Genomic DNA, 20,641 nt, shown 5'->3' with positions numbered 1-20,641 from the left:
GCCACTCGACAGCCGCTTTTGGGAGGCCAAATCCATATATCGGGACGACGGCACGGGTCTTCGTACATCCGGGGTGTAGGGCGGGTCGCACGGGGTAGGAGTTTTCGGGACAAGGAAACACGTACCTCCGAGACGGCTCACTCAGCCGAGGCAGGAGAGATCCCATGGACAGGCTCGACCAGAACACCACGCACGCCACGCCGGACCCGGCGCTGCGCGCCGTCGACCAGGACGTGGTCGTCAGCGGCGGCTCGCCCAGCGCCTTCGACCCGTGGAGCTACCGGGACGAGGCCGGGGTCGCCGGCACCAACCTGATCGGCTACAAGGTCGAGGCCACTGACGGCTCGATCGGCAAGATCGACAGTGACAGCAGCGAGGTCAACGCCAGTTACCTGGTGGTCGACACCGGCCCGTGGATCTTCGGCAAGAAGGTCATGATCCCGGCCGGGACGGTCAACCACGTCGACCACGACGAGGAGAAGGTCTACGTCGACCGCAGCAAGGACCAGATCAAGGCGGCACCGGAGTACGACGACGCGGTCAACGACCCGACGTACCGGGACAAGCTCGGTGGCTACTACAACGACACCTACTCCGCTACCCCGCCGGGCGGGCTCCGGTAAAGGCACTTTGACACACTGACTCGGTGTCACGGCCGGTGGGAATGACTCCCACCGGCCGTTACCGTGTCCGAATGGACGCGATCGAGGACAGGCGCAGGATTCCCTTCACCGCAATGTTCAACTTCCGGGATGTCGGCGGCTATCGCGGCCTGGACGGGCGCACCGTGCGCTCCGGCCGGCTGTACCGCTCCGACTCGCTGCACCGAATGGACGGCGCAGACCAGGACGCGTTCAGCGCCCTCGGCGTACGCACGGTCGTCGACCTGCGCCGCCCGCAGGAGGTCCAGCGCGACGGCCGGGTCCCCGAACTCGACGGGCTCGTCTACCGTCACATCCACCCCGAGCACGCGGACTGGACGCGGCAGCCGTACCAGCCGGACAGCGATCTCGCCCGCTACCTCGCCGACCGGTACGCCGACCTGGCCCGTACCGGGACCGCCGGGCTGGCCCAGGCGATCGGCCTGATCGCCGACAGCGCCAACGCGCCGGTGGTGGTGCACTGCGTCGCGGGCAAGGACCGTACCGGCATCGTCTGCGGCCTCACCCTCGCGGCACTCGGTGTCGAGGATGCCGAGATCGCCGCGGACTACGCGCTGAGCAACGAGGCGTCGCAGCGATTCGCCGCCTGGCTCGCCACCGCTTACCCCCACATGCCTGAGCTGCCCGCCCCGTTCTTGTCCTCACCGGCGGAGACGATGCTGCTGTTCTTGGCGGAGATCCGCGAGGGCCACGGCTCGATCGACGGCTACCTGCGGCACACCGGCGTCACCGACGACCAACTCGCCGCCCTGCGCACCCACCTGCTCGTCTGAGGCGACGGCCGACGCGGTGGTCGGCGCGGTCGGCCAGGTGGTCGGCGTATGCGGCTCCGCCGAGACGTCGACCACCTGGCCCAGCCGACACGCGATGGTAAAAGGGGGCCCCTGTACTACCTCAGGCGTTAACAAGGGGCCCTTCCTCACGCTTCAGAAGACCCGGTGGACCCAGTTGTGGGGGTCGGCGGCGTTGCCGCGCTGGAGGTCGACCAGTTGCTGGCGCAGTGCCATGGTGACCTTGCCGGGCTCCCCGCCGCCCATGGTGAACTCCCCCTCGGGAGACCGGACCCGGCCGATGGGGGTGATCACCGCGGCGGTGCCGCAGGCGAAGACCTCGCGCAGCCGGCCGCTGGCGGCATCCGCCTGCCACTCGGCGAAGCTCACCGGCCGCTCCTCGACCGGGTGACCGGCCGCCGAGGCCAGGGTGAGCACCGACTCCCGGGTGATGCCGGGCAGGATCGTGCCGCTCAGCGGTGGGGTCGCCACCGAGCCGTCGTCGTAGACGAAGAAGACGTTCATGCCGCCCAGTTCGTCGACGTACCGGCGTTCCACGGCGTCGAGGAAGACCACCTGCTCGCAGCCGTGCTCGGCGGCCTCGGCCTGAGCGGCCAGCGAGGCGGCGTAGTTGCCGCCGCATTTCGCCGCGCCGGTGCCCCCGGGTGCGGCCCGGGTGTAGTCGGGCGACACCCAGACCGTCACCGGCCTGACCCCGCCCGAGAAGTACGCGCCCACCGGGGAGGCGATCACCGAATAGAGGTATTCGTTGGCCGGTCGGACGCCGAGGAAGACCTCGCTGGCGAACATGAACGGCCGGAGGTAGAGGCTGCCGTCCTCACCTTCCGGAATCCATTCACGGTCAATCTCGATCAGCCGGTGCAGCGAGTCGACGAAGGTCTGCTCGGGTAGCGCCGGCATGGCCATCCGCGCCGCCGAGGTGTTGAACCGGGCCGCGTTGGCGTACGGCCGGAACATCGTCACCCCGCCGTCGGCCGTGCGGTACGCCTTCATCCCCTCGAAGATCTCCTGCGCGTAGTGCAGGACGGCGCTGGCGGGATCCATCGGGATCGGCCCACGGGTCTCCACCCGGGCGTCGTACCAGCCCTTGCCCTCGGCGTAGCGGATGGTGACCATGTGGTCGGTGAAAACCCGACCGAACCCGGGGTTGGCCAGCAGGGCGGCCCGGTCGGCGGCGGATACCGGCGCGGGATTCGGACGGATCTCGAAGTCGAGCTTGTCACCACCGCTCATCGCGCTGACCTCCCTGGGGATGACGGCATGCGCCGACCGCACACCGGAAACATTTGTGCCAAAAACTTACCCCGAACGGTCGTTCAGCGGGTAGGCGCACCCGTCGGTAGCACCGGCGTGTTCCGACTCCAGCCCGACCGTCGGCCCGGTCGCGATCCTGCCACCGTCGGGGTGGCGACGCCGCGTCAGGCTCCGGCGGCTACCTGGGCGGCGATCCGGTCGCCCACCTCGGCGGTGCGTACCGCCTCGCCCGGCGTACGGGCGGCCAGTTCCGCGCCGACCGCGGCGGTGATCCGGGCCGCGGCGTCGGCGTGCCCGAGCTGGTCGAGCAGGAGTGCGCCGGAGAGTACGGCGGCGACCGGGTCGGCCAGCCCACGCCCGGCGATGTCGGGCGCGGAGCCGTGCACCGGCTCGAACATCGACGGGTACGTCCCGTCGGGGTTGATGCTGCCGCTGGCCGCCAGGCCGATTCCGCCGGTGACCGCTGCGGCGATGTCGGTGAGGATGTCACCGAAGAGGTTGTCGGTGACCACCACGTCGTAGCGCTGGGGCTGGGTCACCAGGAACATCGCGGCGGCGTCGACGTGCTGGTACTCGGTGGTGACGTCCGGGTGCTCGGCGGCGACCGCCTCGAAGGCGCGGGCCCACAGCGAGCCGGCGTGGGTGAGCACGTTGGTCTTGTGCACCAGGGTCACCTTGCGCCGTTCACGGCGACGGGCGCGGGCGAAGGCGTCACGGATCACCCGCTCCACGCCGTGCCGGGTGTTCAGGCTCTCCTCGGTGGCCACCTCGGCCGGGGTGTCGCGGTGCAGCGTGCCACCGGCGCCGGCGTACAGCCCCTCGGTGCCCTCGCGGACGACCACCAGATCGACCTCGCCCGGCTTGACGGTCGCCAGCGGGCTGGTCACGCCGGGCCAGAGCCGCGACGGGCGGAGGTTGACGTACTGGTCGAACGAGAAGCGCAGCTTGAGCAGCAGGCCCCGCTCCAGCACACCGGGCGGGACGGTGGGGTCGCCGACCGCGCCGAGCAGAATGGCGTCGTGCCCGGCCAACTCGGTCAACACCGAGTCGGGCAGCACCTCGCCGGTGCGGTGGTAGCGTGCCGCACCGAGGTCGTACTCGGTTGCCTCGACTCCGGGCAGCGCCGCGTCGATGACCTTGCGGGCCTCCGCGACCACCTCGGGTCCGATCCCGTCTCCGGCCACCACCGCGATCCGTGCCACGTCCGTCAGCTCCTTCGCTCGTATCCGGCTAGACGGTACGCCGCCGTCCCGCCCCCCGGTACGGGTGTTCCACTTTTCGGGAATCGGATACGCACAGCAGCTTTTCAGCGTCCGCTCATGCTGCCGTCATCTGCACTCCCTAACGTGAGCGTCGACGGGCCGACCAGGCCCGGACGATCCCCACGAGGGCGTGGCTGATCGTCGAGGAAGGGCGGACGCGATGTGGACCGACGAGCAGCCACGTACCCGCTGGGTCGACCCGGCGACCTTCCGTTTCCGGCGGCCCGACCTGCGCCTGGGCATCCGCGAACCGCGCCCGGACCGCACTGTCCAGGTCGCCGACGACCGGCTCACCGCGCGCCACACGGTACGCACCTCGACCGCCGAGTACACCCTGCTGCTCAACGCGTCGGCCTGGCTCGGTCGACGCGGCATCGGCGAGGCGCTACGTGACGCGGTGGCCGAACTGCGGGCGATCGACCTCACCTACGGCCCGAACCGGCCGGAGAGCCTGGTGTCCCGACTGCGCCGGGGCGAGATCAGCCCGGAGTCCTACCCACCGCTGGCGGATCTGGTGGACCGGTGCAGCGCGATGCGGGCCGCCACCGACGGCTGGTTCGACGCCTGGGCGGTGCCCGGCGGATTCGATCCCGGTGGCCTGCTCGGCGGGTGGGCGGTCGAGCGGGCGGCGGCCCGGCTGCGCGCCGCCGGCATCCAGGACTACGCCGTGCTCACCGGCGCCGATCTGGTGGTACGCGGTCACGCCGGGCACGGCGGCCCATGGCGGGTCGCCGTGCACCATCCGACCGATCGCCGCCGACCGCCACTGGTGCTGGAGATGACGGCGGGCGCGATCGGCACCTCCGGGGTCACCGGCCGGCGGGGCCACGTGGTGGACCCGCACACCGGCGAACCGGCCGACCAGATGGTCGCCGCCACCGTGGTGGGACCGGATCTCGCGGTCGCCGACGCCTACGCCACCGCCTTGTACGCCGCAGGCCCGACCGGGCTGAGCTGGTTCCGCTCCGGTTCGGACTATCGCGCCCTCATCGCCACCGACCGCGGAACGAGACCGTCCACATGATTCGACCCCTGCTCGCCTTGGCATGAGCGGGGTAGCCGGCCAACAGCACAGGCGGAGTCCATCGTGGATGGACAACGATCGGCCTCCACGGCCGCGGCAACGACCGCGGAGGCCGGTCGACGACGAATGCGCGTGACACGCGCAATCGAGGGGTGCGGGCCGGTCGGTCGGACGTCGACCTCGCCACCCGAAGACGGGCCAGCGTCACAGGCTCGGCCAGAAACCGCAACGGTACGCTAGCGAATCGACGCGTTTCACGGCAAGGGTTCCACAGGGGAGCATCTGTCCCAGTCCGGTCGACCCATCGGAAGCCCTGTGGTAGGGCCGTTTTCGACAAGGTGAATCGTGGATGGCACGCTGTCGGCCGTGAGTTTCGATCTGAGCGTGTGGGCCCTGGCCGACGGGGCGACGCCTGAGGATGTGCGAGCGGCGGTGCAGCGGTGCCGGGAGGGCCAGCACGGCAAGCGCCACCCGGATCCACGGGTGGTGGCCTTCTACCGGGCGATCACCGCCAGCTACCCGGACCGACCGGCGGTGACGGGTAGCCCCTGGGCAGTGGCACCCCTGCACGCGGCAGCCGACCATGTCGAGCTGAACCTCGATCCCGGCTGCCCGGACCAGGTGCTGCTCGACATCGAACGGCTGGCCGGGGAACACCGGCTGATGCTCTTCGACGCCCAGGACGGCTCGGTCTACCCGCCGCCGGCAGTCCGGTTGCCCGGCTGATCCGGGACTCGCACAACTGAGACGGATACGACCAGGGGCCCGGCCGAAGGCCGGGCCCCTGGTGCCGGGTACCTGGACTGCTACTCGTCGCGCAGGTCCGCCGCGCTGGCCGAGGCCGCGCCGATCGAGTCGGCCGCCGAGGTGAGCAGGTCGGCGCCGAGCGCCTGGTCGACGGTGAGGGTCATCAGCGTCTCGCCGCCGGCCTCCCGGCGGGCCACCTGCATCGCCGCGATGTTGATGCCGGCCTCGCCGAGCAGCGTGCCGACCGTGCCCACCACGCCCGGACGGTCGGCGTAGCGGAGGAAGAGCAGGATGCCCTCCGCCCCGATCTCCACGTCGAAGCCGTCCACCTCGGTCAGCTTGATGATGTCCCGGGTGCCGGCCTGGGTCACCGTGCCGGAGACGCTGACCGTACGACCGTCGGGCAGGGCGCCGCGCACGGTGACCAGCACCGGGTGCTCCACGGTCTCGGCCTGGGTGGTCAGCGACACCTCCACCCCGCGCTGGGCGGCCAGGTGCGGCGCGTTGACGTAGGTCACCTGCTCCTCCACCACCGAGCTGAACAGGCCCTTGGTGGCGGCGAGCTTGAGCACCGAGACGTCGTGATCGACGATCTCACCGCGTACCTCGACGGTGACGCTGGCGGCGACCCCACCGGCGACCGCAGTGAAGGCCCGGCCGAGCTTCTCGGCCAGCGGCAGCAGCGGGCGTACGTCCTCGGCGACCACGCCGCCGGCCTGCACGTTGACCGCGTCCGGCACGAACTCGCCCTGCAACGCCAGCTTCACGCTCTTGGCCACGGCCAGACCGGCCTTGTCCTGCGCCTCGGCGGTGGAGGCGCCCAGGTGCGGGGTGGCCACCACGTTGTCGAAGGCGAACAGCGGCGAGGAGGTGCACGGCTCCTTGGCGTACACGTCCACCCCGGCGCCACCGACCCGGCCCTCGGCCAGCGCGTCGGCCAGCGCCTGCTCGTCGACGAGTCCACCCCGGGCGGCGTTGACGATCCGCACCCCCGGCTTGACGATGGACAGCTCCTTCTCACCGATCAGACCCACGGTCTCCGGGGTCTTCGGCAGGTGGATGGAGATGAAGTCGCTCTCCCGCAGCAACTCCTCCAGACCGACCAGGCGCACGCCGAGCTGCGCGGCCCGAGCGGGCTGGATGTACGGGTCGTACGCGATCAGCCGGGTGCCGAACGCGGCGATGCGCTGGGCGAACAGCACGCCGATGCGGCCCAGGCCGACGACGCCCACGGTCTTGCCCTGGATCTCCACGCCGGTGTACTTCGACCGCTTCCACTCCCCTGCCTTGAGCGCGGCGCTGGCGCTGGCGGTGTTGCGGGCGACCGCGAGCAGCAGCGCCACCGCCTGCTCGGCGGCGGAGACGATGTTGGAGGTGGGGGCGTTGACGACCATGACGCCCCGCGCGGTGGCGGCCGGCACCTCGACGTTGTCCAGACCCACGCCAGCCCGGGCCACGACCTTGAGCCGGGGTGCAGCGGCGATCGCCTCGGCGTCAATCTGGGTGGCGCTGCGGACGATGACGGCGTCGGCCTCGGCGAGGGCGGAGAGCAGAGCCGGGCGGTCGGTGCCGTCGACGTGCCGGACGTCGAAATCGTGGGCGAGCACCTCAATTGCGGCAGGAGCGAGTTCTTCGGCGATCAGTACGACAGGAGTCATTGGTCCTCGTAGATGTCGTCAGAGCGGTCGGCCGGTGCGGTGGGCGCTGCACTGCGCCCGGCGCGGACTGGGCCATGGCCGTCAGGTGCGGCGTGGGAGCACCTACCCGCGATCGTAGGGGCCCGGCCGCCCGACGTGCCCCGGAGTCCGGGGTGAGTGCCCTCACAAACCGGACGTGAAGTGCCTGTTGACGACCGTTGTCCGGCCGGGGACAGCACGGCACCCGCACCCGACGTCGGGGAGAACGTCGGTTGCGGGTGCCGTTTGGTGAGACAGGTCTCAGGGCGCCGACGAGACCTCAGGCGGTCTCGGTGATCGGCCGGTCCACCCAGCTCATCATGCCGCGCAGCTTGGCGCCGGTCTCCTCGATCGGGTGGGCCGCACCCTCGGCCTGCCACTTGCTGAAGTTCGGGCGGCCGGCCTCGTCCTCGGCCACCCACTCGCGAGCGAACTCGCCGTTCTGGATCTCACCGAGGATCTTGCGCATCTCCTCCTTGACCCGGCCGTCGATGACCCGCGGACCACGCGACAGGTCGCCGTACTCGGCGGTGTCGGAGACGCTGTAACGCATCCGGGCGATGCCGCCCTCGTACATCAGGTCCACGATCAGCTTCAACTCGTGCAGGCACTCGAAGTAGGCCACCTCGGGGGCGTAGCCGGCCTCGGTGAGCACCTCGAAGCCGGTCTGCACCAGCGCCGCCGCGCCACCGCAGAGCACCGCCTGCTCACCGAAGAGGTCGGTCTCGGTCTCCTCGGTGAAGGTGGTCTTGATCGCGCCGGCCCGGGTGCCGCCGATGCCCTTGGCGTACGACAGGGCCAGCGCGAGGGCGGTGCCGCTGGCGTCCTGCTCCACGGCGACCAGACAGGGCACGCCCTTGCCGTCGACGTACTGCCGGCGGACCAGGTGACCCGGGCCCTTCGGGGCGACCATCGCCACGTCCACGTCGGCCGGCGGCTTGATCAGCCCGTAGCGGATGTTGAAGCCGTGCCCGAAGAACAGCGCCTTGCCCGCGCTGAGGTTCGGTGCGATCGACTCGGCGTAGACGTGGCGCTGCGCGGTGTCCGGGGCGAGGATCATGATCACGTCGGCCTCGGCCGCCGCCTCGGCCGGGGTGAGCACCCGCAGGCCCTGCTCCTCGGCCTTCGGCCGGCTCTTCGAACCCTCCGGCAGACCGATCACCACGTCGACACCCGAGTCGCGCAGCGACAGCGCGTGGGCGTGGCCCTGGCTGCCGTACCCGATCACGGCGACCTTCTTCGCCTGGATCAGGCCCAGGTCGGCGTCGTCGTCGTAGTACACCTCAACGCTCATGACTTCCCTTTCGTACGGCGGCCGCAGCGGCCCGTCGTGGCTCGTGGCCGGCCCGGTCCAGGCGGACCGGGCCGGGGTGGTGCAGGTCAGGCGGCCCTCAGGGCCGGGCCGGCGGTGATCGCACGCGGGCCGCGTCCGATCGCGACCAGGCCCGACTGGACCATTTCCTTGATGCCGAACGGCTCAAGATCGCGCAGCAGCGCGTCGAGCTTGTCGGGGGTGCCGGTGGCCTCGATGGTGAGGGTGTCGGAGGCCACGTCGACCACCCGGGCGCGGAACAGGTTGACCGTCTCCAGGACCTGCCCCCGGGCGTTGCGGTCGGCGCGCACCTTCACCAGCAGCAACTCCCGGGCCACCGAGGTCGACGGGTCCAGCTCGACGATCTTGAGCACGTTGACCAGCTTGTTGAGCTGCTTGGTGACCTGCTCCAACGGCGAGGAATCGGCGTTGACCACGATCGTGATCCGCGAGACGTCCGGGTTCTCGGTCTCGCCGACGGCGAGGCTGTCGATGTTGAAACCGCGCCGGGAGAACAACCCGGCGACCCGGGCCAGCACGCCCGGCTTGTTCTCCACCAACACGGACAGCGTGTGCATCGTCATAGCAGTGCCTTCCTCGTCATGTCCTCTTGGCCCTCGCTTCGCTCGGTGCAATCGGCCATGACTAAATGTCATCCTCGTCGAAGGTCGGGCGAACGCCGCGGGCGAACATGATCTCGTCGTTGCTGGTACCGGCAGCGACCATCGGCCAGACCATCGCGTCCTTGCCGACCACGAAGTCGATGACCACCGGGGCGTCGTTGATGGACATCGCCGCCTCGATGGTCTTGTCCACGTCCTCGGCGGTCTCGCAGCGCATCCCGACGCAGCCCAACGCCTCGGCCAGCTTGACGAAGTCCGGGATGCGGTGCTTGTGCGTGCCGAGGTCGGTGTTGGAGTACCGCTCGCCGTAGAACAGGGTCTGCCACTGACGGACCATGCCGAGGTTGCCGTTGTTGATCACGGCGATCTTGACCGGGATGCCCTCCAGCGCGCAGGTGGCCAACTCCTGGTTGGTCATCTGGAAGCAGCCGTCGCCGTCGATCGCCCAGACCACCGTGTCCGGCATGCCGACCTTGGCGCCCATCGCCGCCGGCACCGCGTAACCCATGGTGCCGAGACCACCGGAGTTCAGCCAGGTCTGTGGCTTCTCGTACGAGATGAACTGGGAGGCCCACATCTGGTGCTGGCCGACACCGGCGACGTAGATCGCGTCCGGCCCGGCGATCTCACCCAGCCGCTTGATCACGTACTGCGGTGAGAGTGTGCCGTCGGACGGCTCCTCGTAGCCCAGCGGGTAGCGCTCGCGCAGGTCGTCGAGCTGCGTCCACCAGTCGCCGAGGTCGGCGACCCGCCCGGCCGCCCGCTCGGCGGTGACGGCCGCGAGCAGCTCGTCGATGACGTACCGGGCGTCACCGACGATCGGCACGTCGGCGTGCCGGTTCTTGCCGATCTCGGCCGGGTCGATGTCGGCGTGCACCACCGTGGCATCTGGTGCGAACGAGTCCAGCTTGCCGGTGACCCGGTCGTCGAACCGGGCACCGAGCGCCACGATCAGGTCGGCCTTCTGCAACCCGTAGACTGCCGCGACCGTGCCGTGCATGCCGGGCATGCCCAGGTGCTGACGGTGCGAGTCGGGGAACGCACCGAGCGCCATGAGCGTGGTCACCACCGGGATGCCGGTCATCTCGGCAAGTCGGCGCAGCCCTTCGGTGGCGTCGGCCTTGAGCACCCCACCGCCGACGTAGAGCACCGGGCGACGGGCGGTGGTCATCAGCCGCGCCGCCTCGCGGATCTGCTTGCCGTGCGGGTGCATCGTCGGCCGGTAGCCGGGCAGGTCCAGGGTGGGCGGCCAGGCGAAGGTGGTCTCCGCCTGGAGCACGTCCTTGGGGATGTCCACCAGGACCGGGCCGGGCCGACCGGTCGAGGCCAGGTGGAACGCCTCGGCCAAGATGCGGGGGATCTCGCCGGCGTTCTGCACCAGGAAGTTGTGCTTGGTGATCGGCAGCGTGATGCCCTGGATGTCCGCCTCCTGGAAGGCGTCCGTGCCGATCGCGGGACGGGCCACCTGGCCGGTGATCGCCACCAGTGGCACCGAGTCCATGTACGCGTCGGCGATCGGGGTCACCAGGTTGGTCGCGCCCGGGCCGGAGGTCGCGATGCAGACACCGACCCGACCGGTGGCCTGCGCGTATCCGGTGGCCGCGTGGCCGGCGCCCTGCTCGTGCCGGACCAGGATGTGCCGGACGGTCGAGTCGTACAGCGGGTCGTACGCCGGCAGGATCGCGCCGCCGGGGATGCCGAAGACGACGTCGACGCCGAGTGCCTCCAGGGAGCGCACCAGCGAGCCGGCTCCCGAGACCTGGGCGGGGTGTACCACCGGGGCCGGCGTGGCGGCGGCGCGGGTGTGGTCGTTGTCACCCGTGGTCTCGACCGCGTTACGGGCTCGCCGGACGTTGTGGGCGAGCGTCTCTGGTGTGGGTCTCGTCATGGCGATTTGCCTTCGGCTGGAGTTGGTTGGGCTGCTCACACTGTGCACGCGGACGGGCCGCGTCCGATGGGTTCGACGGCAACAAAAAAGCCCTCGTGCCAGATGCACGGGGCCAGCGCACTCTCAGTCAGGAGAGTGCGCTCAGATAAGTACTCGCAGCGACCGGTACGACGACATGGCTCAAGACTGACGCATCTCATGCGATGAGTCAACTGATCCCACATTTTGGTTCACGGCCCTGGCATGCCACCCCCGGACATACCGGCAGCACCGGGCGTGACGTGCTCGGACGCACCGTTTCCGGCCCTCGGGGCCGGCGGCGACGCGGTCGTCCCAGTTGGTGGATCCGCTGCCGGACGGGCCGGTCGGGCCCCCGGCGAGGTGGCCGCCTCCAGCATCGCCTCCAGGTGCTCGGCCGGTACGCCCCAACCGAACAACGCACCCTGGCCGAAGCGGCAGCCGGCGGCCACCACGGCGGCCAACTCCGTGGGTGTGGTGACCCCCTCGGCGATGACCTCCAGGCCGAACTGGTGCCCCAGCCGCATGACGATGTCCACCATCGGCGCGAAGGCCGGGCCGTCGCGCCCGACCGGACGGACCGGCTCGTGCTCGGCCACCAGGCCATGGTCGATCTTGAGAATGTCGATCGGCAGCCGACGCAGCTGCCCCAGCGAGGAGTAGCCGGCGCCGAAGTCGTCCAGGGCGATCCGCACACCGGTGCGCCGCAGCGCGGTCAGCCGCCGGATCAGCTCGTCCAGATCGGTGGCGACCGCGTGCTCGGTGACCTCCAGCACCAGCCGCTGCGGCGGAACGTGGTGGGCCCGCAGCGCCTCGGCGACCTGGACCACGTAGGAGGGGGCGTGCAGCTCGCGGGGCGAGACGTTGACCGAGACCCAGACGTCGTGCCCCTCGGCCAGCCAGCGGGACAGCTGGCGACAGGCCTGGTGCAGCACCCAGGCACCGAGTTCGGCGATCATCCCGGACTCCTCGGCCAGCGGGATGAACTCGTCCGGGCGGACGTTGCCGAGTTCGGGGTGATGCCAACGCAGCAGCGCCTCCGCACCGACCGGGCGCACCGACGGCAGGGAGGCCACCGGCTGGAAGACCAGCCGTAGCTCGTCGCGCCCGATCGCGCCGCGCAACTCGTGCTCCAGCGTGGTCCGCCGGCGCAGCAGCCGGTCGTACGCGCCGTCGTACCGTTCGATCCGGTTCTTGCCACGCTGCTTGGCGTAGCGCAACGCGAGATCCGCGTGCCGCAGCAGCAGCTCGACGTCCGGGGTGTCGGCCCAGGTCGCCAGGCCGATGCTGACCGAGAGGAAGACCGGCCCCTCGGGCTGCTGGTAGGCCCCGCCCAGCACCCGCAGCAACCGCTCGGCGACCACACCCGCCTCAGCCGGACCACCGTGCATGAGCACCGCGAACTCGTCCCCGCCGAGGCGAGCGGCGAGATCGCCCGGGCGCAGGTTGCCGCGCAGCCGCCGGCCGACCTCGGCCAGCACCGCGTCACCGACGTCGTGGCCGCGCATGTCGTTGACGTTCTTGAAGCCGTCCAGGTCCAGGCTGACCAGGATGCAGGGGCTGCCCGTCTCGGCGCACCGGTGCAGCACCCGCAGCAGCCCACGCCGGTTGGCCAGGCCGGTGAGCGCGTCGGTGTGTGCGAGTTGCCGGAAGTGCGCCTCCCGCTCGGCGAGCCGCCGGGCGTAGGCCCGGACCTGGTGCAGGGTGAGGTGCTGCCGGGCGACCAGGGCGAAACCCTCCACGCTGCCGGCGATGATGCCCAGCGCGTCGAACCGGCCGTCCTGGAGCAGGTGGTACATCGCCGAGCCGGCCATCGCGGCCATCGGGATGAAGGCGTACTCGCCGTCGTGGCGGATCAGGTCGGTGGTGAGCTGCCCGGACGGGTCGATGCGGTCCACCGCCACCGCAGCGGTCAGCAGACCCGCGGCGAGCACGACGACGCTGACCGACGTCACGACGGGACCGGCCTGGCAGAGCCCGGCCGCCACACCGAGGCCACCGCAGGTCGCCACGGTGATGCCGGCGCCCAGCACGGCGAGGCCACGGCGCGGTCGCGTGGCCCGCAGCACCAGGATGGCGGCGAGACCACAGCACAGCGCCGCGCTGGCCGAGGCGAGCAGGATCGCCGGGCAGGACGTCGGGGTGACGTCGCCGAGCAACCTGGTCGGTTCGGAGACCAGCACCCAGCCGACGAACCACAGCGCGGCACCCACGACGACGGCGTCCAGGGCGAGCCGCCCTGCCGAGCCCATCGAACCGGCCACCCCGGGCATCCGGAGCAGGCCGGCACAGAACAGCAGACCGCTCACCGCGGTGCCCACCGCGACCACACTCGCCCAACCGATGCGCTGCGACTGCTCGTGCGCCCAGTGTTCGCCGGCGCTCAGCGCACCGGCGGCGAGCAGCAGGGTGATCAGGGACACCGCCGCGGCGATGGTCAGCAGCAAGTACGCCTGCCGGTGCGGGCCACCACGACGCCGGGCAGCGGCGGCCAGCAACACACCGGCCGCGACGGCGACCAGCGCGCTCAGCACCGCGGCGCCGATCATGCCCGGGGGTGTGTGCACGACGTCAACTTTGCCGGATGGCCGCTCGCCGTGGGGGACGGGTGTGCATCTGTTGGGACACGCTCCGCTCGCCTGTCCGTTGCCCGGTCGCCGGTGTCAGACTGGTACTCATGCCTGAGCTGCGGTCGAAGACCTCCACGCACGGTCGGACGATGGCCGGTGCCCGGGCCCTGTGGCGGGCCACCGGGATGACCGACGACGATTTCGGCAAGCCGATCGTCGCCATCGCGAACAGTTTCACCCAGTTCGTCCCGGGCCACGTACACCTCAAGGACATGGGCGGCCTGGTGGCCGACGCGGTGGCCGACGCCGGCGGGGTGGGCCGGGAGTTCAACACGATCGCGGTCGACGACGGCATCGCCATGGGTCACGGCGGCATGCTCTACTCCCTGCCCAGCCGGGAGTTGATCGCCGACGCGGTGGAGTACATGGTCAACGCGCACTGCGCCGACGCCCTGGTCTGCATCTCGAACTGCGACAAGATCACCCCCGGCATGCTGCTGGCCGCGCTGCGGCTGAACATCCCGACCGTCTTCGTCTCCGGCGGCCCGATGGAGGCCGGCAAGACGACGGCCATCGAGGGCATCGTCCACTCGAAGATCGACCTGATCGACGCCATGATCGCCTCCTCCAACGAGGCGGTGACCGACGACCAGCTCGGCGCCATCGAGCGCTCCGCCTGCCCGACCTGCGGCTCCTGCTCGGGCATGTTCACCGCGAACTCGATGAACTGCCTCACCGAGGCGATCGGGCTGGCGCTGCCGGGCAACGGCTCGACGCTGGCCACCCACGCCGCGCGGCGGTCACTGTTCGTCGAGGCCGGCCGCACCGTCGTGGAGATCGCCAAGCGGTGGTACGACGGCGACGACGCCTCGGTGCTGCCCCGGGTGGTCGCCTCCCGCGCCGCCTTCGAGAACGCCGTCGCCCTGGACGTGGCGATGGGCGGCTCGACCAACACGATCCTGCACCTGCTGGCCGCCGCCCGCGAGGCCGAGCTGGACTTCACCGTCGCCGACATCAACGGGATCTCCCGCCGGGTGCCCTGCCTGGCCAAGGTCGCCCCGAACTCCCCGCAGTACCACATGGAGGACGTGCACCGGGCCGGCGGAATCCCGGCCATCCTCGGCGAACTGGACCGTGCCGGCCTGTTGCGCCGGGACGTGCACGCGGTGCACTCCCCCACGCTGGAGCGCTGGCTCGCCGACTGGGACGTGCGTGGCGGCTCGGCCACCGCCGAGGCGATCGAGCTGTTCCATGCCGCGCCGGGCGGAGTCCGCACCACCGAGCCGTTCTCCACCACCAACCGCTGGTCCACCTTGGACACCGACGCCGCCGAGGGCTGCGTGCGGGACCGGGAGCATGCGTACAGCGCCGACGGCGGGTTGGCCATCCTCTACGGCAACCTGGCGCCGGACGGCTGCGTGGTGAAGACCGCCGGGGTGCCGCAGGAGTGCCTGACCTTCCGTGGCCCGGCGAAGGTCTACGAGTCGCAGGACGACGCGGTGACCGCCATCCTGGCCAAGGAGGTCGTCGCCGGGGACGTGGTGGTGATCCGCTACGAGGGCCCCAAGGGTGGCCCCGGCATGCAGGAGATGCTCTACCCCACCTCGTTCCTCAAGGGCCGGGGGCTGGGCCGGGCCTGCGCGCTGCTCACCGACGGACGGTTCTCCGGTGGCACCTCGGGCCTGTCCATCGGCCACGCCTCCCCCGAGGCCGCCGCCGGCGGGCTGATCGCGCTGGTCGAGCCCGGCGACGAGATCGTCATCGACATCCCGAACCGCTCGATCGAGCTGAACGTGCCGGCCGACGTCCTGGAGGCCCGGCGCATCGCGCAGGAGAAGCGGGACCGTCCGTACACGCCGGTCGACCGGCAACGCCCGGTCTCCGCGGCGCTACGCGCGTACGCCTCGATGGCCACCTCCGCCAGCGACGGCGCCTACCGTCGCGTCCCGGAGTGAGCTAGCCGCAGGACGGTGCGGGTGCCGGCGTTCGTCCCCGGTCTGTCGCTGGCGGCGAGCACCTACCACGAGGCGGTACGGCCGATCCTCGACGTCGCCTTCCCCGGGCTCGTGCACTCGGCGGCGCTGCTGGGCCCGGGTTCGGACGTGCTCGGCTACGACACCGCCCGCTCGACCGACCACGACTGGGGGCCGCGCCTACTGCTGTTCCTGGCGTTCTCGGACGCCCGGCGGCACGCCGACGACCTCGTCGGCGTGCTCGCCGAGCGGCTGCCCCCCCTCGGTGCGGGGCTGGAGCACGAACTTCAGCCCACCCGAACCCGGGCGCTCGCGTACCCTGCGACCTGCCGGCGACGCCCCGATCGAGCACCGCGTCGAGGTATTCGACCTCGACGTCTGGTTGGCCACCCGCCTCGGCGCCGACCCGCGCGGCGGCATGCGCGTCCGCGACTGGCTGGCCGTCCCGACCCAACGGTTGCTGGAGGTCACCTCGGGCGCCGTCTTCCACGACGGTCTCGGCCAACTGGAACCCATCCGCACCGCGCTGGCCTGGTATCCCGACGACGTATGGCGATACCTGCTGGCCAGCCAGTGGCGGCGCATCGCCCAGGAAGAGTCCTTCCCCGGCCGCTGCACAGAGGTCGGCGACGACCTCGGCTCCCGGCTGGTCACCGCTCGGCTGGTCCGCGACCTGATGCGCCTGGCGATGCTCGTCGAACGTCGCTACCCGCCCTACGCCCGGAGGTGTCGACGCTGCCGCAGCATGTCGGCGGCGTCGACCAGTTCGTGGACAGCACCGACATCCTCACCGAGGCCGAGCGTGCTCGTGCGGTCTGCACCGCCCTGCACGGGCCGCTGCTCGCCGGGCCGGAGGCGCACTAGCTCTGTGTGTGTCGAAGTCCTCGGCACGACCGAGGACTTCGACACGGACCCTTAGAAGCGGGCTCCTACGTTGGCGCCGTTGGCCGGGCGCAGGAAGGTCGAGGACGGGATCGAACCGTCGGCGTTTCGCGGGCCGATGATCGTACTGGGGTTGGTGTTGGCCAGCGACCAACTGCCGCCGATGTCCCAGGAGTTGCCGCTGCCTCGGGAGTTGGCGCCCAGCGAGACGTTGGTGCCGTTACCGACCGCCAGATTGCCGGTCAGGGTGCTGGTGGAGCGGTTGACGTTGAACCCGGTTCCCGGGTTACGCCAGGCGGTGCTCCGCTCGATCCGGTGCTGTCCGGGGTTGTTGTTGTCGATGAAGGCGCCGACCGCGTTGTCCCAGGCCATGCTGTTGCGCACGGTGTGGTTGGCGGAGACGGCGTTGCCGCCGAGCTTGAACCCGTTGCCGTCGCCGGTGTAGTCGGGCAGGTTCCACCGGTTGAAGCCGTTGCCCCAGGCCAGGCTGTTCTCGGTGACGATGGGCGAGGCGAACATCCAGTAGTCCAGCCCGTCGTCGGAGTTGTTCCACAACCGGGCGCCCCGCACCACGTTGCCGCTGCCGGAGCCCTCCTTGATGGCCAGCCCGTCGGCGCTCTCACCGTTCTTGCGCGGATCCCGGTTGCCGTACGCGTCCAGGTTGATGATCTGGTTGTTGCTCGACGAGCCCTGAAGGTGGAAGCCCGACTCGTAGTTGTCCCTGGTCACCAGGCGCTCGAAGACGCCGTTGTTGACGTCCAGGCCGAACACGCCGTACGGGCCGTTGATGATCTCCAGGCCGATCAGCCGCCACCAGTCGCCCTCGATGTGGATGGCGCCCCGCTCCGGCCGGGGGATGCTGCCGCCGACCGGGGCCGGCGTGTGCGGCATGTTCTCCCCGTCGATGACGACCCGCTCGCCCGCGTAGTTGCGCATCGTGATGGGCTGGCTCGACGTGCCGTCCTTGAGCAGCTGGATGTTGCTGCTGGGGGCGTACGTCCCGCCCCGGATGAGGATGGTGTGGCCGGGCTGGGCGAGATCGACGGCCCGTTGGATGCTCGCCAGCGGAGCACTCAGCGTGCCGGGATTGCCGTCGTTGCCGTTGGTGGCGACGTGCAGCACGTCCGACGGTGCACCGCCCGCTTCCAACTCGACATGGTCCACGTTGGGCAGGCCGCCGGAGGCGGTCGGGTTGAGCCGGATGGTGTTGCTGCCAGAGCGCAGGCTGACCGACAGCGGCTTCGTCACCCAGGTGTCCCAGGCGCCGGTGCCCTCGAACGACACGTTCCGCACGGTCGTCCCGTTGACGATCAGGTCGACCGGACGATTGCCGGTCGTGCCGTTGGCGAACCGGACGCGCAGCTCGGCCGTTGCGGCGGTCGCGGCGGAGACCGTGAACTCGGCGTACGCCCCGACCGCGTTGTTGCCGTTGCAGAACCCGCTGCCGGAGTAACCGGACCAGTTGGTGTCGATGGTGCCGGTGCACCGCGCCGGGCTGTGCTCGGCCTCGTACCTGATCGGGGCGGCCGACGCCGGTCCGACTGCCGGTACGGTGACGGCGGCGGCCACGAGCAGGGTCGCGGCGCCGAGTGACTTCCACCTCATGAGCTTCTCCAGGATCGACGTTGGGCCGCCGCCCGACAAGCAGGAAAGCGCTTTCCATCCCGCCCGAATGGTAACGATGAACCAGACGGCGGTCAATGTATCCGCGCGGTTTCGGTGGCATGGCGGTGACCACCCCACCGGAAGCCCGCCATTGCGCCGAAACGGAGTCGATCCACCGGGCGGCGCCAGTTGATCGCGGGCGATCAGGCGCGGCTGGTCGCCGGCTTGCCGGCCTCAGGCCCGGTGCCGGCCTCAGACTTTCCGGAGGTGGGCAGGGCGAGAGTGCGGGCGTACGCGATGGCTGCCGGGGTGTCCGCGAAGATCAGGTTGTCGCGGCGTAGCTGGTCGGCCACGCCGAGGGTGTCCAGCACCTGGTCGTGGCCGGGATCGATGCCGGAGAGCAGCACGGTGACCCCGCGACCCTGGAGCCGGCGGATGGCGTCGCCCAGCACCTGGGCGCCGGTGGCGTCGATGGTGGAGACCCGGGACATCCGGAGGATGACCACCCGCACGTCGGAAACGTCGGAGAGCCGGAGCAGGAAGTTGTGCGCGGCGGCGAAGAAGAGCGGCCCGTCGAGCCGGTACGCCACGATGTGCTCGGCGAGCAGGGCCTGCTCCTCGGCGGTGTGCTCGCCGGTGTCGAGGGGAACCTGTTCCAGCCGGGCGCTGCGGGCCACGGCACGCAGGGCCACCACGACCGCGACGCCGACGCCGACCGCCACGGCGGTGACCAGGTCCCAGATGACGGTGACGGCGAAGGTGAGCACGAGCACCAGCGCGTCGCCCCGGGTGGACCGCGCCAGCGCCCACAGCGATGCCGCCTCGACCATCCGTACCGTGGTGGCCAGCAGGACCCCGGCGAGCGCCGCGAGTGGGATGCGGCCGACCAGCGGCGCGGCGGCCAGCACGATGCCGGCCAGGGCCAACGCGTGGGTGAGCGCGGCGAGCTTGGACACCGCACCGGCCCGCACGTTCACGGCGGTACGCGCGATCGCCGCCGTGGCCGGGATACCGCCGAACAGCGGAGACGCCAGGTTGGCCAGGCCCTGCCCGAACAGTTCCCGGTCCGGGTCGTGCCGCTGACCGACCGTCATGCCGTCGGCGACGGTGGCCGAGAGCAGGCTCTCCAGCGCAGCCAACGCCGCCACCGCGAACGCGGCAGGCAGCAGTACGCCCGCTGCCCCGAGGTCGAGGAAATCGAGCGACGGCGCGGGCAGCGTCTGCGGCAGGGCGCCGATGCGGATCAGGTCGACCGGCACGAGTTCCGCGATGATCGTGGCGGCGGCCACGGCCAGCAGCGAGAACGGCACGCCGGGACGCCACCGGGCACCGACCAGCATCACCGCCGCGACACCGAGCGCCACCGCGATCGGGGCCGGCTGCGGGTCTACGACGAAACGGGCGACCGCGTCGGCGGCCACCGCCCAGACCCGCTCGCCCTGTGCCTCGGTGACGCCGAGCGCGGCCGGCACCTGTTGCAGGGCGATGACCACGGCGATGCCGGCGGTGAAGCCTTCGATCACCGGGACCGGCAGGTACCGCACAAATCGCCCGATACGCGCGAAGGCCAGGGCGATCAGGATCAGCCCGGCCAACGCGCCGACCATCAGCACGCCGGCCGCCCCGAACTGCGCCACGATCGGCACCAGCACCACCGTCATCGCGCCGGTGGGCCCGGAGACCTGGAGGTTGGATCCGCCGAAGACGGCGGCGACGGCACCGGCGACCACGGCGGTGATCAGCCCGGCCTCCGCACCCAGCCCGGAGGTGACCCCGAAGGCAAGAGCCAGCGGCAGCGCGACGACCGCGACGGTCAGCCCGGCGACCAGATCACGGCGGGGCGCTCGGCGTACCGCCTGGAGGTCGGCACGGCCGGGCAGCAGGGCACGGACCCGCCCCCACGCGGCAGCCAGGGCGGAACGGCGGCCAACGCTTTCGGCGCCGCTCACTGGCCCTGCCCACCGGCGCGCAACTCGTCGAGCAGGCCGTCCCGGTCGGCCAGCACCGCACCGAGGATCCGCCGACCGGCGGCCAGCAGGTCGGCCACGTCGGGGGTACTCAACGCGTACATCACCAGCGCGCCGTCCCGGTAGGAGGTGACCATGCCGGCGCGGCGCAGCACGGCGAGCTGCTGGGAGAGGTTGGAGGGCTCCACATCGATGACGGCGAGCAGGTCACGCACCGGCTTGGGGCCGTCCTGGAGCAGCTCCAGCACTCGGATGCGGACGGGATGCCCGAGGGTGCGGAACAACTCCGCCTTCGCCTGGTACAGCGGCACCGACACGCCTCAGCCTCCTCCCGCAGTGCCCCGCGCGGGCACCCTGAAGACTTTAGCACTTGCAGGATTCTTCAAC

16 protein-coding genes are annotated in these 20,641 nt (G+C 70.9%); 6 read left to right on the top strand and 10 right to left on the bottom strand.

Going from position 1 to position 20,641, the window contains the following annotated elements; translation table 11 throughout:
• The first annotated feature begins 164 nt into the window (after positions 1 to 164).
• Together AB0M35_RS03715 and AB0M35_RS03710 are read left to right on the top strand one after the other, a co-directional pair.
• Entirely contained in the window at positions 165 to 623 is a 459-nt protein-coding gene (locus AB0M35_RS03715; RefSeq protein WP_363741039.1) for a PRC-barrel domain-containing protein, read from the top strand.
• 41 nt (positions 624 to 664) lie between these two features.
• The gene (locus AB0M35_RS03710; protein WP_363741893.1) at positions 665 to 1,435 is read left to right on the top strand and encodes a tyrosine-protein phosphatase; all 771 of its coding nucleotides are present in this window, start codon (positions 665 to 667) and stop codon (positions 1,433 to 1,435) included.
• A gap of 153 nt (positions 1,436 to 1,588) precedes the next feature.
• Here the strand turns inward: AB0M35_RS03710 and AB0M35_RS03705 are convergent, their stop codons facing one another.
• Positions 1,589 to 2,686, bottom strand: a complete 1,098-nt coding sequence (locus tag AB0M35_RS03705) for a branched-chain amino acid aminotransferase (RefSeq protein WP_363741037.1) — start codon at positions 2,684 to 2,686, stop codon at positions 1,589 to 1,591.
• A 185-nt stretch (positions 2,687 to 2,871) separates the two neighbouring features.
• Positions 2,872 to 3,909, bottom strand: coding sequence for a 3-isopropylmalate dehydrogenase (locus AB0M35_RS03700; protein WP_363741035.1), 1,038 nt, complete (start codon positions 3,907 to 3,909; stop codon positions 2,872 to 2,874).
• 220 nt (positions 3,910 to 4,129) lie between these two features.
• Here AB0M35_RS03700 and AB0M35_RS03695 point away from each other — a divergent pair, with 220 nt between their 5' ends.
• Both AB0M35_RS03695 and AB0M35_RS03690 read left to right on the top strand, forming a co-directional pair.
• The gene (locus AB0M35_RS03695) at positions 4,130 to 4,993 is read left to right on the top strand and encodes an FAD:protein FMN transferase (protein ID WP_363741033.1); all 864 of its coding nucleotides are present in this window, start codon (positions 4,130 to 4,132) and stop codon (positions 4,991 to 4,993) included.
• Positions 4,994 to 5,359: 366 nt separating this feature from the next.
• Entirely contained in the window at positions 5,360 to 5,719 is a 360-nt protein-coding gene (locus AB0M35_RS03690; RefSeq protein WP_363741032.1) for a hypothetical protein, read from the top strand.
• A gap of 80 nt (positions 5,720 to 5,799) precedes the next feature.
• On the opposite strand, the gene serA is transcribed toward AB0M35_RS03690, so the two are convergent.
• The 5 genes from serA to AB0M35_RS03665 all read right to left on the bottom strand — a co-directional run bounded on the left by serA (position 5,800) and on the right by AB0M35_RS03665 (position 13,824).
• The gene (gene serA, locus AB0M35_RS03685; protein ID WP_363741030.1) at positions 5,800 to 7,398 is read right to left on the bottom strand and encodes a phosphoglycerate dehydrogenase; all 1,599 of its coding nucleotides are present in this window, start codon (positions 7,396 to 7,398) and stop codon (positions 5,800 to 5,802) included.
• Positions 7,399 to 7,696: 298 nt separating this feature from the next.
• A complete protein-coding gene (gene ilvC, locus AB0M35_RS03680) occupies positions 7,697 to 8,710 on the bottom strand; it encodes a ketol-acid reductoisomerase (protein ID WP_363741028.1) in 1,014 nt (337 codons plus the stop codon).
• 86 nt (positions 8,711 to 8,796) lie between these two features.
• Positions 8,797 to 9,312, bottom strand: a complete 516-nt coding sequence (gene ilvN, locus AB0M35_RS03675) for an acetolactate synthase small subunit (RefSeq protein ID WP_363741027.1) — start codon at positions 9,310 to 9,312, stop codon at positions 8,797 to 8,799.
• Positions 9,313 to 9,373: 61 nt separating this feature from the next.
• Positions 9,374 to 11,239, bottom strand: coding sequence for an acetolactate synthase large subunit (locus tag AB0M35_RS03670; protein ID WP_363741025.1), 1,866 nt, complete (start codon positions 11,237 to 11,239; stop codon positions 9,374 to 9,376).
• Positions 11,240 to 11,469: 230 nt separating this feature from the next.
• The gene (locus AB0M35_RS03665; RefSeq protein WP_363741023.1) at positions 11,470 to 13,824 is read right to left on the bottom strand and encodes a bifunctional diguanylate cyclase/phosphodiesterase; all 2,355 of its coding nucleotides are present in this window, start codon (positions 13,822 to 13,824) and stop codon (positions 11,470 to 11,472) included.
• A gap of 110 nt (positions 13,825 to 13,934) precedes the next feature.
• Here AB0M35_RS03665 and ilvD point away from each other — a divergent pair, with 110 nt between their 5' ends.
• Positions 13,935 to 15,782, top strand: coding sequence for a dihydroxy-acid dehydratase (ilvD, locus tag AB0M35_RS03660; protein WP_363741021.1), 1,848 nt, complete (start codon positions 13,935 to 13,937; stop codon positions 15,780 to 15,782).
• 283 nt (positions 15,783 to 16,065) lie between these two features.
• On the top strand, positions 16,066 to 16,719 hold the full coding sequence (locus AB0M35_RS03655) for a DUF4037 domain-containing protein (protein ID WP_363741019.1): 654 nt from the start codon (positions 16,066 to 16,068) through the stop codon (positions 16,717 to 16,719).
• Here the strand turns inward: AB0M35_RS03655 and AB0M35_RS03650 are convergent.
• The 3 genes from AB0M35_RS03650 to AB0M35_RS03640 form a co-directional block, all read right to left on the bottom strand.
• On the bottom strand, positions 16,716 to 18,287 hold the full coding sequence (locus AB0M35_RS03650) for a carbohydrate-binding protein (protein ID WP_363741017.1): 1,572 nt from the start codon (positions 18,285 to 18,287) through the stop codon (positions 16,716 to 16,718). The genes AB0M35_RS03655 and AB0M35_RS03650 overlap by 4 nt on opposite strands.
• A 203-nt stretch (positions 18,288 to 18,490) precedes the next feature.
• Positions 18,491 to 20,200 carry a SulP family inorganic anion transporter gene (locus tag AB0M35_RS03645; protein WP_363741890.1) on the bottom strand — a complete coding sequence of 570 codons (1,710 nt, stop codon included), beginning with the start codon at positions 20,198 to 20,200 and terminating at the stop codon, positions 18,491 to 18,493.
• Between the two features lie 32 nt (positions 20,201 to 20,232).
• The gene (locus tag AB0M35_RS03640) at positions 20,233 to 20,571 is read right to left on the bottom strand and encodes a metalloregulator ArsR/SmtB family transcription factor (RefSeq protein ID WP_363741014.1); all 339 of its coding nucleotides are present in this window, start codon (positions 20,569 to 20,571) and stop codon (positions 20,233 to 20,235) included.
• Positions 20,572 to 20,641: the final 70 nt, after the last annotated feature.

Source organism: Micromonospora sp. NPDC051196 (assembly GCF_040682415.1).
In the GTDB taxonomy this organism is placed as follows: domain Bacteria; phylum Actinomycetota; class Actinomycetes; order Mycobacteriales; family Micromonosporaceae; genus Micromonospora.
Note: the sequence above shows the minus strand (reverse complement) of the source record. Positions and strands in the feature narration are given on the sequence as shown.

Coding starts and splice junctions, on each gene's coding strand:
- AB0M35_RS03650 (WP_363741017.1), bottom strand. CDS start 18,287: ATGAGGTGGAAGTCACTCGGCGCCGCGACCCTGCTCGTGGCCGCCGCC.
- AB0M35_RS03670 (WP_363741025.1), bottom strand. CDS start 11,239: ATGACGAGACCCACACCAGAGACGCTCGCCCACAACGTCCGGCGAGCC.
- ilvC (WP_363741028.1), bottom strand. CDS start 8,710: ATGAGCGTTGAGGTGTACTACGACGACGACGCCGACCTGGGCCTGATC.
- ilvN (WP_363741027.1), bottom strand. CDS start 9,312: ATGACGATGCACACGCTGTCCGTGTTGGTGGAGAACAAGCCGGGCGTG.
- AB0M35_RS03705 (WP_363741037.1), bottom strand. CDS start 2,686: ATGAGCGGTGGTGACAAGCTCGACTTCGAGATCCGTCCGAATCCCGCG.
- serA (WP_363741030.1), bottom strand. CDS start 7,398: ATGACTCCTGTCGTACTGATCGCCGAAGAACTCGCTCCTGCCGCAATT.
- AB0M35_RS03695 (WP_363741033.1), top strand. CDS start 4,130: ATGTGGACCGACGAGCAGCCACGTACCCGCTGGGTCGACCCGGCGACC.
- AB0M35_RS03715 (WP_363741039.1), top strand. CDS start 165: ATGGACAGGCTCGACCAGAACACCACGCACGCCACGCCGGACCCGGCG.
- ilvD (WP_363741021.1), top strand. CDS start 13,935: ATGCCTGAGCTGCGGTCGAAGACCTCCACGCACGGTCGGACGATGGCC.
- AB0M35_RS03710 (WP_363741893.1), top strand. CDS start 665: ATGACTCCCACCGGCCGTTACCGTGTCCGAATGGACGCGATCGAGGAC.